We start from the raw sequence: 13,275 nt of genomic DNA on the forward strand, positions 1-13,275 counted from the left end.
AAATTAAAATAATCTCTTAGATCCACCAGCCCCCTGGTTATTATTCCAATATACCTCTGGCGCTCCACCCTTACGAATAACAATATAATTTCCTCTATCTAAGTGAATGGCCATATCTCCGTCTGCCCTTAATTCAATATAAAAAGGCATACCTGGTACCTGCCAAATATTTGGCCCTGTAGGTACAGTTTCCTCATAGGTTGGAGCTGTTTGTACTATTGGTTGGGTAGATGCATTAGTCTGTGTAGATGTATCTATTCCAGTGATTCCTTTTACAATAGCTGTTGCCAGTTTTTCGACATTGTATTTGTCGCAATCCGCCTTATTATCACAGAAAAATGGCTCTATAAGAATTGCTACCATGTTTGTATATTTCAATACATACAGACCTGGTTGACTTTTAGCTCCTCTGTTAGTTAATCCCAAAGCTGTAGAAATTTCAGATGACACTCTATCTGCATAAGCCTGTCCTGCGGCACTGGCATATTCTACTTCACATCCTGTAGCTTTGTCAGTCTGGAAAGCATTAACGTGCATACACAAGTGTAATTGAGAGCCTATAGAATTAGCCTTATTTACCCTATAGGCAAGGCTCTGTCCTAAAGTTAAGGCTGGACTAGATGCTGGTGTACAATCATAACAAGTATGTCCTAGAGACTGTAATTTCTTTATGGCCAATGCTCCATATTCTCTGCAATCTTTCTCCTCATTCCTATAACCAGATGCGCCCCTGTCTTGCCCGGTGCCATGACCAAAATCGTAAGTGATTATCATGTTATTACTCCCTTTCATTTTTATTTACCAGTGAAATACCTTAAATGCTTGCAATAAAAAAGCAGCTATAACCGTAACGGCTACGCCACTTGCTATTCCTGTGATGAATTTATTTTTTGACTTATTAATTTCATCTACACTTTTTTCTATTTTAGTAAGCATATTAAATATTGTTTTAACCTGTTCTTTTGTTTCCCCTGCCCCTACCTCCATCTCCACTACCCTTCTATCCACATCTTTAACATCACTTTTTAATTCATCAACTCCTTGCTTTAGATTCGTTACATATACACAGTCCTTGCAGCTATTTTCCATGTTGCACCTCCGGTTTTAAGTATTAAAAAGAGCCTTGAATTTCTTCAAAGTCCTTAATTTCTTGTTGTATCAAAATGGCAATTTGATATAACAGAATTTTTATTTGCTACTATTTTATTTTTATCAATAAAAATATTTTTTAATACAAATCCCTTATTTCCTTTAGTTGGAGTTATTTTCAATTTAATCACCTCTTTTCTTGATTATATTTCTACCAATTAAGTCAAAGCAGATACTTTCCATTCGCTATTGACATATATATAAAAAGTATTTGTATCTGTATCGAAGTATGTTACACTCTCTCTTGCACTGATTGGTCTTAGTGATGTACCACCTTTTTTCCTATAAACTGACGATTGGCACACATTTTTAAAATCTCTTGGAAAATATAAACCATACGTTGATAAATCCGGATAAGCGGAACTATCTTTAAGGCTGCAGTTAATAGCATTAAAACTTAAGAGCATTACCGGTGCTGTGGCATCGTACATATTTAGAAAACTGTATGATATTTTGTAATTATTAAACGATACAGTTTGCGCACTAGGTAACGAAAATACACAACCATAAAATGTTCCATTCTTAATAGTTCCAGAAACTATCACGAAAGAACTTGTAAGAGTATCATTCTGAAATATGGATCTATAAATTTCATAGTTACAATAAGACGAACAATTAAATTCTCTTATTGTACTATCTTCAATTGTAAGTTTACATGGAACATTAGCGAAATATAAGGACAAATCCTTACAATTTTTTATTTTAAAAAATGGCAATTTCCTTTTATTGTAACGAATAGCATCACTCGTATAAGACGATTGAGAAACCGTTGAATACCCACCAGCTGCAAATAAATTAACTTGTTGTAATAAGTTATCATATTTTACTAATTCAACATTGTCTATGTTTATATCTAAATTAGTTTTCATTGCAGATATATCATTATCTGATTCTCCAAGCATTATATTAGTTGCTGTTCCTAAAATAGAAACCCCATATCCCGAATCAGTTGTAATATTTTTATAAGTAAGAGAATCAGGAAATAAGTAAGGATATTCAACTGAAGAAATTGAACCTATATTGGATGAATAGTTAAGTAATAATGAAATTGGTTCAGATGAATATGTTATATTAGCATCATGTATAGCAAGACCATCGATCGTAACTTCTGGATAATGACAATCATACCCAAAGTCATGATCTCCCGTATTCACGGCAGAAATAACCGATGAAGCTGGTTCTAATAAATACCAATCTATATTGGATAATTTTAAATACCCTTCAAAATTACTACCATAATCCGACCGTAAATTCACAATAGGAGAGGAATAGATTTTACAATTACGTATTTCTGCATTTTTTCCAATAAGATTAACTCCTTGATGACCTATTTTACAATTATCTATTATTAAGCCATATACTCCCATATGACTATCAAATCTATTAATTTTAGAATTACTTACAATTACATCTTTTATACAATTTGTATCAATCCAACCCCATTTTGTTGTATTATTAATATCTGAAATAATAACATTATCGATTTTTAAATTGCAACAATAGGATATTAATAATTCATAACTTCCTAAACTATTGAAGTATTTATGGGGTTGCAGTTTACAACCCTTGATATCTAAATTTACGCATTTATTTACAATAAAAAGCCCACTGCTTGAATAACCATAAACTAAATCATCATCATTAAAATAATGTTCAATGTTTTCAATGGTAATATTACCGCCAGTCACTGTGATATTCATATTGTTATATTCATCGACATTTGTAGTAGGCTCCCTTAATAGAGTTTCTATTACAAAATTTTTAAATGTAATAGATGTAGGTTTAAGTAATGTAAATGATGCACTACCTACACTTGAAATATCAAATCTTAAATCGTCTATTATATTTCCATTTTCAACACGAAAGATATCAGTTTTATATTGTCCAGTATCTTCATGCACACCTTTACGAATAAATACTTTTTCAGAATCACTATCACCTTGGACATAAACATATCCATTGCCTGGGGGGCATTGTATTGTCATATCTTTTTTTAATAAACTTGTTAGTGAAAATTGTTCAATAGATTGATAATTTTCAATCGAAAATACAGTTGTACTACTTGAAATAGATGTTTCATCAAATATAAATTTTGCACCACAACCATCAGTATTCGTTTTTACTACAATACCTCCAGATTTTAGTGTGTAAATTCTTTCAGGATTAGCTTTTACTGGTAAATTATTTGCATTTGCATAGTCGTGTGCTTTTTTTATCCCTATTGCATCATCATTATCAGATTCTTTTATATAATCATCATAATATACAAAATTTTTTTCTGCTTTATCTGTCAATTGTAATGCATGAATATCTAATCTTTCTTGCAAAGTACCATAGGTTACATTGTTTACAGTATCTGTTCTAGCTGCCACTGTTTCCATATTGGAGGGGTCTTCTACACTTTGATTTGCAATTTCTTGATTGAAGGTATTCTCCAAATTTGTTTGTCTTGTTTCTACATTGCCTTGTCTTCCAGTTATCTCTTGTTCATAACTATTCTGCCTATTAATCAAACTCTGTTCGTATGAATCTTGCTGATCACTTATAGCTTCAATTCCTGAAGCTATGCTTTCTCTAACGTCTTTACCAAACACAGCTTGCCTTATGGATTGAACTATAGTGCTTATACTCGCCACATCATCACTCCCTCTACATATTAATGTAATAATTAATAAGCAAAGGATAGGAATTAATATATACTTTCTCTTATAAAACATAAAACCACCCGTTAAATAATTACTTAAAGGTAGTTTTCCCTAATTTTGCTTATTAAATTCTTTTAACTTGAAGGCATGTTATCTGCTATATATTCAGCCACATATTGTTCTACCCAACTTTGAGTAGCAATAGTTTCGCTATTAATTTTCCCCGAATCTTGTCTTATAAAAGTTTGGGTATGACCACTTTCATCCAAAACAAAAAAGCCAGGGCCATTATTACTATCGGCATATACTGCCGCCCTAACTTTACCGTTGCTATCTAAAAGATTTATAACTCCACAATCTTTTTCCTTATCTATTCCTAATTGAAACCTTGGTTTGCCATCACCTTTATTATATCCAATTAAGGTAGCTCCAACATTATCAGAAGTACCTGCCTCCACACCGAGCTTAAGGACTAAATTACCGTCTATATCACGGATATTAGTAAGTCCCCCATACTCGTTAAATGTGTTTTCTATAATTACATTGCCATTCTTAGTTATCTGTTGTATACCATCCATTACTAGATTTCCCTGTAAATCTACATAGAATATTTTAGTATTGCTTTTTTTAATCTCTATCCCAACTTGTGGGTCTATATTTATGGTAATATCTCCCCTAGTTAACTTTATATAGCCATCTACAATATTTACATTACCGTCTACATCTAAGTAAAATACTTGCTTGCTATCTTTAGTTATCTTTAATCCTTCCTGCCCGTTTATAAGTATTTCTACAGACTTGTCGTGGCTTACAACCCTAAGACCATATCTATAACCTAGTTGTACACCCCCGTAGGTAGCCATCCTTGTAATGTTATTGGATTGTATATCATTTATAGCGCTCTCTAATTTCTCTGGTTTATTCGATAATGTAAGGGTTGGATTCCATGGTTGGGATAAATCCACTTCCATTTCAGCTACTTTATATATATCATCTACACCAAGTAAAGGACATATAGCATGTATAGATGTTGTAATGTCTATATTATCTGCCGGAATACCAGTTAAGGTACTTAAATCAAGCACGGATATATCTAAAGAACCGGCAGGCTGCGTATATTGACTTAGGTCTGCCTGACACTCTGTTTTTAGCTGTTGGTCGTCCTCGATATCACTGTAATCAGCCTTTTGATAAATAATTCCATACTTAGCTACTGCAACAGAGTCTTCCAGATAGTTTTTACCATCATTCACATTTTCTATTGTAAGACCATTTGCCCCCACCGGAATAATCCTGGTGCCAAAAACAGAGCTATCATCTACACTCAAGCTCTTTAAGTTCTCTCCTAAATTAACCTCTACAATTTTATCAACAGGGGCATTACTCAAATAGTCCAAATAATTAACTCCATTTTCTGTTCTAAACTGGAGTACCCCTTTATTTTCATTGACCACATATTTCTGTATTGCTTCTAGCGTTGTTTCAAAGTCAGATGTAAAAAAGAGCCAGTCCTCAACATTTATAATGCCTGGATAGACTTTTTTATAATTTTCAATACCAGAATTGTTATGTGCATTTAAAAATTCCGTTATAACCTCCTGCGGGGTTTTGTCCTCATATATTACGCTTTCCACCCTGGTGTCATGCAGGTAATTCATTTCCCCCTCACATATTACATCTTTAGATAAAAGTCCATCATTACTCATACCTTTTGTACTTGCATATACCCTACCCCTGAATATCTCTCTACTATCTCTTACGTCTGTTACAATTACTTTGGTTACAAATCTAGTTATTAAATTATAACCTGGGTTATTCGGATATAAAGTAAAACTAGCACTTCCCGCTTGACTTCGTTTAGGATTAAGTTTTGGATTTATTACTTTAGGAGCTTCCGGGTCTGGATAATGCACAACTATTTCCTGCCCGTTGTTATAAATAGATATCTTATACATTATAAAGCTTCCCATCTAAATAAAATCCTTACCGTACCATTACCAGAAAACACTAAATCATTTCTACCATTCTGCAATTTTAATCCCCAGGGTTTATTGTCTCCGGCATTTAGGCTATAGGTTTTACCACCATAAGTTAAAGTCATGGCAGCACTGCAATTTATAACCGGTGTTATTATTCTTCCGTTGTTATACATAATTATTGTTGTTTCTCCATCTATCTCAAAAGTATTGGCATATTGCGTGTAATCGGTCAAGAAACAGAATGTATCCCAAATATCGTCTCCCATGTAAGAAGTAGAATACTTAAATGGGTCGCATACAAAATCCACAGTTAATAGTCCATATCTTAAAAATTTATCCCAGTCCGGAACATCTTGTACCTCTCCCATAAAATAAAATTCTGGCATAAAATCGAACTGTAACTTCTGTTTGCCGGAATCCATTAGCCAATCTAAAGTCTGCCTATATATTATGTGTAATTCTTCTACGCTATAGGCTATTATTCTCAATGTAACTGTTACCGCCCTAGCATCAAATACCTGTTCCCCGTTACTTCCTACGGTGCTAAAATCATATTGGCCTTGCATAAAGGGCACACTATCGGTTATTTTCTTTTTAGAAGGGGCGTTTATAATTTTATCTTCTGCGTATAACCCAAAATCTCTAAGGCTGTGTTTGCCATTAAATGTTATGCTATACATATTATAATCCCCTCCCATTCAAGGCTATATTTTTACCCTGTATTCTGCTTGTGTATGGTGTTGTAATTTTTGCTACTTGTTCACCTTCTAAATACACAGGAGTTATTATTGTAGTTGGCTGGGATGCTTCCAAATTAATACTCTGTACCCCGGTGGTAACTGCACCTGCCAAATTCAAAGAACTTGCGGCATTTTGGAAACTTGCAGATGTAGGCACAATTCCTGAATTTTGTACCTCGGATATAGCAGCCTTAAGATTATCAAACATGGCCTGTAGCTGTGTCAGTGGTCCTTGGAATCCTTCCACTAATCTTGTACCTAAGTCTTGCTCTTCCAGTTTATAATCTTCACCATAACTATGTAGTAAAGATACAAGTTCCTGCTGGCTGCTGTTCATAAGAGTTTTTTCTGCTTCTGCCTCTAAACTTGCATCAGATAATTTCGGATTAACCCCTTCGTTTTGGACAGAATCTAATAAATTCTTCATTTCTCTTAAATTTAGGCCCTTATTTGAATATTTGTTAGGTTTTCTCCAAAATAAAGGTTATAAAATTCATGTGGAGCCATAAATCTTAAACTTGAATGTAATCTCCTATTATTGTAGAATTCCATAAATTCATTTACTATTTTGTATGCTTTCACATAGCTTTGAAATTCATTAATTTTTAAACACTCATCCTCAAGTATTCTGTGAAATGATTCTACATGTGCGTTTTTATTTGGCGTCTTCACTGGTATTCTCTCATGTTCAATTTTAAGTTCTTCACAGCATTCATCAAATTTATGACTTATAAACTGAGGTCCGTTGTCTGTTCTTATTACTGGCTTTTTAGAGCCTTCCTCAAACAAGTTTCTTTTTATTAAGCACTTTCTAAGTAGGGGAACGTACCTAGGTTTGTGTAAAAGAAATCAAGGTACGTTATTTTAATGTATGGGTAACTGGTAATGATGGTAATAATAAGTATGAAATATTACTAGAGAGGAGAAAGAAAATCATGAATGTATTGGAAATACCTGATATAGACTTAAAAAAAGAATTAAAAAAATGCAGCAGTATGGAAGATTTAGTTGGAAAAAATGGGCTGATGCAAAGATTGTTCGGAGGCATAATACAGCAATTCTTAGAGGCAGAAATGGAAGAACATCTTGGAAGAGAAAAATATGATAAACTGTCAGGAGAAGATAAAAATTATAGAAACGGATATAGTTCTAAAAATATTAGAACCAGCTTTGGCGGCGTTAAGGTGGATGTGCCAAGGGATAGGAAAGCTGAATTTGAGCCTAAAATAGTGAAAAAATATGAAACAGTCTGCAATGAGCTTGATAAAAAGATTATAGGGTTATATGCCAGGGAAATGTCTGTAGATGATATCAAATCAGAGATAGATGAACTTTATGGTATAGATATATCTCCTTCAATGATATCTAAAATTACTGATAAGGTTATGGATACAGCTGTAGCATGGCAGAATAGATCCCTGGATGAGATCTATCCAATAGTATATATGGATGCTATACATTTTAAAGTAAGAGAAGAACATAGAATCGTTAGTAAAGCTGCATATATATGCATGGCACTTGATGTAAAAGGTCATAAAGATATACTTGGTATATGGATTGGTGGGGCCGAAGGTGCAAAGTACTGGCTCTCTGTATGCAATGACCTTAAAAATAGGGGAGTTAAAGATATACTAATAGCATGTATGGATGGACTCAAAGGACTTCCACAGGCCATAAAAGCAGTCTTTCCTGAAGTAAATATACAAAATTGTATAATACATCAGATAAGAAATTCTATGAAGTATATACCCTCAAAAAATATTAAAGCTTTTATGAAGGATTTAAAAAATGTATACAAAGCAGTTAATGAGACAATGGCTATGCAGGCACTTGAAGTATTAGAAACTACATGGGGAGACAAATATCCTGTAGCTGTACAATCATGGAAGAACAACTGGGAAAATCTATCTACTTATTTTGATTTTCCACCAGAAATAAGAAAAATAATATATACTACTAACGCTTTAGAAGGTTTCAACAGGCAGCTTAGGAAATTCACTAAGGTAAGAACCGTATTTCCTACTGACGATTCCCTTATTAAGGCCCTTTATCTGGCTACGGAGCAAATAATGGTCAAATGGACATCAACATCTCCAAACTGGGCTAATACCTTGGCTCAACTGACTATAATGTTTCAAGAGAGGATTGAACCCTATATATAAAAATAAAGCCTGTACTATTTTGTATAAAAATGAATAATAATAGTATTATTGCAAACAATACTATTATTACAAACCTACACTATCTTATTATTTAGTTATTCCCTAAAAAATAAAAATTACTACAGAAACGTATTCTATAGTAATTTCCAATTAGTTTTATCATTTCTATTTTATTTTACACAAATCTGTGTATGTTCTCGCAATATGGGAGGGGAAAAGGATGAATTGCTTTAAACTTTCCTATAAGCTTTTTAAAGACAATATAAAATTATATAAGATCTATTTGCTTATTACCATCGTATCGGTTGCAGCTTTTTATAACTTTTTATCAATAGAAAATAATGAAGCATTTATGTCAATAAGTGAAAGATTTCAGGCAGCAAGCACAGCTAGCATTTCCTGTGGATTTATCTTAGTATGTACAGTACTATATTTTATATTTAATGCGGACAAATTTTTTATGTTAAATAGACAGAAAGAGACAGCCTTGTATATGCTAATGGGAATTACACAATTAAAAATCAGTCAGGTATTTGTCATAGAAAGCTTGTTTATCGGAATCTTATCAATATCCAGCGGTCTTGTATTTGGAATAATATTATCTAAACTATTTTTTATGCTTTTAACCAAATCAATTCATTTAAATGTGGCAGTGCCTTTCCAAATATCATTAAATTCCATAGTTACAGTAATTTTAGTATTTTTATGTATTTTTACAGCAGTAGCTTACAGAAAGTATAGAATAATAAAAAAGAGTAAGTTAATAGATATGATCAATGCTTTAAAGGAAAAAGAGGAACTTCCAAGCTTAAGATATTTTAAAGGAATTTTAGGATTAATGTTAATTTTAGCTGGGTACTTAGTTGCCATAATGATCAAAAAGTGGGAGATAGACTTGATGCTTTCCTCTATGACAGCTTTATTATGTGTTTCAATTGGAACTTACCTTTTCTTTGGAAGCTTTATGTCCATAGTTTGTGATAAGATAATGAAAAATAAAAAATTAGTATACAAAAATGTTAGATTAGTAAGCATTTCTAATGTGTATTTTAGACTCAAAGATAATTATAGGAATCTGGCAATGACAGCAATACTATGTGCAGCAGCACTAACGGCCTTTGGATTAAGCCTATCCTTTAAGGAGATTGCAGCAAGAGAGGCTATAAAGGAAGCTCCATATAGTTTTTGCTATGAAACTTATGATGAAAAGTCAAAGGAGAAAGGGGCAGAAATAATTAAAGGAGCTAGAATTAATGAAAATAAATTTATATTAGGAAAAGTTAATTATAAAAACTATCCTAAAAAAATAGATTACAATCATGAAGCCATAATAACAAGCTATTCAACTTTAAAAAAGAACTTAGAATTTTTAAATTATAAAGTACAGGATAATATTGAACCTAAGGGAAAAGAGGTTCTCTTTATATCAAGCGCTACAACTTTAGCATCTCCCCTTAACCTTGTGGGAAAGGAAGTAGAAATAAATAATAAGGATTATTCTATAAAAGTGCAAAAGGATATTCCTTTTACCGGGGTTATAGATAAATTAGGATATAAAAATATATATGTATTAGAAGATAGTGAATATGAAAAGATACAGGAAGGTTTTAAGGAGAAAACTTTAAACTGTGTTCAAACAATTAGGGATGAAGATTTAAATCAATTAATATTCAATATAAGACAAGCCTTATCTGAAGGAACGGTATATCCCTATATTAATGAGCGTACCTGGGATTACTATGTAATTGAAATATTTCATTTTCTCGGTATGGTAATGTCTATAATATTTATGCTTTCAACCTTTAGTACAATATATTTTAAAATATTAAAGGATGCCTTTATGGATAAAAAGCACTACATAACCTTGAAAAATATAGGTATGAGTAAAAAGGAAGTAAGAAAATCTGCGTACATGCAGGTGGCAATATCCTTCATTTTACCAGGCGGTATAGCAATATTACACAGCATAGCTGCAATGAAGATGTTAGAACAAATAATGAATTTTTCTTTTAACCTCCAGCTGATCATCTCTTTAGGATTATATCTAGCAGCAATGATTTTATTCTATATTTTCATAAGTAATACTTATGTCAATATGGTATATGAAGAAGGTAAAAATAATGATTAGGAAGACAGGAAAGATATTAAAAAAGTTTGGGCTGTTATACTAGCATTGTTAATAGTTATGTGTATAGTGGGTCAGGTCCGAAAATACATGGAAGGAGGATGTTAAACCTTTAGGCATATTGGTAGAGGTTGAAAATAAAAAGATGCATGTATATTCTGATAAGGAACGGAGTGTAAAAAGGCCCTAGTTAAAATGGGAGTTCAAAATCCCTTTAACAAAACTATGGAAAATGAATTTAGCATGGTTTTAAGGAATTGTGAAACTGTGAATAAAACTAAAATGTCAAAGGACTTGCCCATACTTAGATTTATTTCCATTAAATCTATGAAAGATATAAATAATGGGAAATACACGAATGTAATAAATAAAAATTTAGAGGAATTCAAGGGATATGATAAGTTCAATTATTGTCTTTTAGAAGGAGGGCATTATATCTACTATGCAAAATCGAAGGAGATTGGGAAAAAACTATGGAGTTTTTAAGTAGATATGATATTTAATTATGGTAGTCCAAATTGGAAGCTATGGATAGTAAATTGCCATTTAAAATTGAACCATTGAAGTAGGGAGTGATAATATGTATTTATCGGTTAAGGAAGTTAAAACATTGGATGAATATAAATTATTGTTGACTTTTGAGAATGGCGAGATAAGGTTGTTTGATATAAATCCATATTTAGGGGCTTGAGAGAAAGTAACTGGTACTAAAAAATCAAAAAGTAGAACTGGATATGTAAGTGAGAAAACTTGTTATACCTGCGAAGACTGCAGTGGATGCTAATTAAAATTAAAGTGTATCAAAAGCAGAAATAGTAAAATTCCACTGGAAGAACGTACTAAATATTTAGAAATCTCTAAGTTATTCCAAGAAAAACGAGAAAAATCATTAGAAAGAATACTTAGCGATAAAGGAATAGAACTGAGAATGAACAGAAGTATTCAATCTGAAGGAGCTTTTGCTGAAATAAAACAAGATATGGGATTCCGTCGTTTCCTAATTTTCTATACCCTTTTTCAAAATATAGAATTTGAGAAAATAATTTTGTCTCCAAAATTATTCTTTTGAGTTACAAAGGTGCTGTTCATAGCAATCTAAAAAATTGCTAATGCAACAGCACCTTAAAATAAATTTACTATTTGGAGTGTGAATTTGGATAAATCAAACTTACATTAGGTTATAACGAATTAATTAGGAATGTTGACCTCATAAATATATAATATACTATTTTACAATATATGTAAATAGATTTTAGACATAAAGCTCCCTTTTTGTTTTAAATATAATAAATTGGATATAATGACTAACATCATAAAAATCCTTTAATATCACTAAATTAGTTTTATCATGGATAAAAGCCCTGGTGCTACCAGGGCTTTTATTATAAAAATTTTTATTTAAAGAAGACCTTGCATTTTAATTAAAATTATTTTCTATATATTGTATGCAATTTTAAAATTTTGAACATACTATTAACTACAGTTATCCTTTCAAATTTTTTTAGCTGGCCTTTGGTCAGCTTTTTATGTGAAATAAAGATTCCAGCTTAAAACTAAGCTGGAGTTTTCATTATATTAAATACCAAGAGTATGTTAAATAATATTAAAGATATCTCTTTTAATTATGAATATAGTTAATATGGTTAAAGGTGTAAAAAATAATTTATAAAATAAGAAAAATTAAATATGAAACCTTTTTTTATATAAACATATTATGAAATATAAGAATTGTATAAGAATATTGTAAATATATCTATTTCTTATGTATGACAAACCCATAGTGATAAGGTGGTAAGTTAATATAGTTATATCCTATTTGTTTAAATCCAGCCTCTAACGCCCATTCTTTCATTTCAATAGGCTTTGGGCGAATATCCATACTTGGACCTCTTGGAGTAGTGGGATCATAATTCCAATGAATAAGACCAGCTTTTCCTCCTGCCTTAAGTATTCTGTATGCCTCGTCCAAAAGTTCTAATGGCTTGATATGATGTAGTATGTTGAACAACATAACATAATCAACCGAATTGTTAGGTATCCCTGTACCATTAGCTATAAAATCACGCTTTACGAAAGTTATATTATTTTTAGAAACAGTTCTTGATGAAGCTATATTAAGCATTTCATCTTCGATATCTATCGCAATAATATTACCACTAATCCTTTCAGCACTCGGCAATGTAAATGTTCCATAGCCACATCCAAATTCTACAAGAGAATTTACATCTTGATTTATTTCCATCTTATCAAGAATAAGTTCTACGTTAAATAAACTTTCCCAATATTTTTGTTCAGGCATTCCACTGTCACGAACCTTCACTTTTTACACCTTCTCTCATTAATTATAAATATAACCAAAAGGTGAGCATTCCTATAAAGAAAAGCTCGCCTTCAGTTTTCTGATTAGCAAGTGAAAATCGAAATATATAATTGTGCCCAAAAATCCTGATATACATATAATGTTGCTTCCTGTAA

The 13,275-nt window shown here is 31.9% G+C and carries 13 protein-coding genes and 1 pseudogene; 5 read left to right on the plus strand and 9 right to left on the minus strand.

What is annotated here, in order from left to right; translation table 11 throughout:
- Nucleotides 1-3 precede the first annotated feature (3 nt).
- The 8 genes from AB3K27_RS18400 to AB3K27_RS18435 form a co-directional block, all read right to left on the minus strand.
- Entirely contained in the window at nucleotides 4-774 is a 771-nt protein-coding gene (locus AB3K27_RS18400; RefSeq protein WP_368488798.1) for an N-acetylmuramoyl-L-alanine amidase, read from the minus strand.
- 24 nt (nucleotides 775-798) lie between these two features.
- Nucleotides 799-1,089, minus strand: coding sequence for a hypothetical protein (locus AB3K27_RS18405; protein WP_368488799.1), 291 nt, complete (start codon nucleotides 1,087-1,089; stop codon nucleotides 799-801).
- A gap of 53 nt (nucleotides 1,090-1,142) precedes the next feature.
- The gene (locus AB3K27_RS18410) at nucleotides 1,143-1,271 is read right to left on the minus strand and encodes a hypothetical protein (protein ID WP_368488800.1); all 129 of its coding nucleotides are present in this window, start codon (nucleotides 1,269-1,271) and stop codon (nucleotides 1,143-1,145) included.
- A 36-nt stretch (nucleotides 1,272-1,307) separates the two neighbouring features.
- Entirely contained in the window at nucleotides 1,308-3,785 is a 2,478-nt protein-coding gene (locus tag AB3K27_RS18415) for a hypothetical protein (protein ID WP_368488801.1), read from the minus strand.
- 143 nt (nucleotides 3,786-3,928) lie between these two features.
- Nucleotides 3,929-5,749 carry a phage tail protein gene (locus AB3K27_RS18420; protein ID WP_368488802.1) on the minus strand — a complete coding sequence of 607 codons (1,821 nt, stop codon included), beginning with the start codon at nucleotides 5,747-5,749 and terminating at the stop codon, nucleotides 3,929-3,931.
- The gene (locus AB3K27_RS18425; protein ID WP_368488803.1) at nucleotides 5,749-6,453 is read right to left on the minus strand and encodes a distal tail protein Dit; all 705 of its coding nucleotides are present in this window, start codon (nucleotides 6,451-6,453) and stop codon (nucleotides 5,749-5,751) included. The genes AB3K27_RS18420 and AB3K27_RS18425 overlap by 1 nt, the downstream gene beginning before the upstream one ends.
- 1 nt (nucleotide 6,454) lies before the next feature.
- Nucleotides 6,455-6,940: a hypothetical protein gene (locus tag AB3K27_RS18430; RefSeq protein ID WP_368488804.1), complete on the minus strand. Its 486-nt coding sequence runs from the start codon at nucleotides 6,938-6,940 to the stop codon at nucleotides 6,455-6,457.
- Between the two features lie 11 nt (nucleotides 6,941-6,951).
- Nucleotides 6,952-7,302, minus strand: a complete 351-nt coding sequence (locus AB3K27_RS18435) for a transposase (protein ID WP_368488805.1) — start codon at nucleotides 7,300-7,302, stop codon at nucleotides 6,952-6,954.
- A gap of 146 nt (nucleotides 7,303-7,448) precedes the next feature.
- Between AB3K27_RS18435 and AB3K27_RS18440 the strand changes: the two genes are divergently transcribed.
- The 5 genes and pseudogenes from AB3K27_RS18440 to AB3K27_RS18460 all read left to right on the plus strand — a co-directional run.
- On the plus strand, nucleotides 7,449-8,675 hold the full coding sequence (locus tag AB3K27_RS18440; RefSeq protein WP_368488806.1) for an IS256 family transposase: 1,227 nt from the start codon (nucleotides 7,449-7,451) through the stop codon (nucleotides 8,673-8,675).
- Between the two features lie 220 nt (nucleotides 8,676-8,895).
- Nucleotides 8,896-10,803, plus strand: a complete 1,908-nt coding sequence (locus tag AB3K27_RS18445; protein ID WP_368488807.1) for an FtsX-like permease family protein — start codon at nucleotides 8,896-8,898, stop codon at nucleotides 10,801-10,803.
- 222 nt (nucleotides 10,804-11,025) lie between these two features.
- Nucleotides 11,026-11,286: a hypothetical protein gene (locus AB3K27_RS18450; RefSeq protein ID WP_368488808.1), complete on the plus strand. Its 261-nt coding sequence runs from the start codon at nucleotides 11,026-11,028 to the stop codon at nucleotides 11,284-11,286.
- Between the two features lie 94 nt (nucleotides 11,287-11,380).
- Nucleotides 11,381-11,491: a DUF2442 domain-containing protein gene (locus AB3K27_RS18455; RefSeq protein ID WP_368488809.1), complete on the plus strand. Its 111-nt coding sequence runs from the start codon at nucleotides 11,381-11,383 to the stop codon at nucleotides 11,489-11,491.
- Between the two features lie 108 nt (nucleotides 11,492-11,599).
- Nucleotides 11,600-11,794 (plus strand): annotated as a pseudogene (locus AB3K27_RS18460) (transposase); the annotation flags it as partial.
- A gap of 759 nt (nucleotides 11,795-12,553) precedes the next feature.
- On the opposite strand, the gene AB3K27_RS18465 reads toward AB3K27_RS18460, so the two are convergent.
- Nucleotides 12,554-13,120, minus strand: a complete 567-nt coding sequence (locus AB3K27_RS18465) for a class I SAM-dependent methyltransferase (RefSeq protein WP_368488810.1) — start codon at nucleotides 13,118-13,120, stop codon at nucleotides 12,554-12,556.
- Nucleotides 13,121-13,275 lie beyond the last annotated feature (155 nt).

Source organism: Clostridium sp. BJN0013, assembly GCF_040939125.1.
Classification (GTDB): Bacteria; Bacillota; Clostridia; order Clostridiales; family Clostridiaceae; genus Clostridium_B.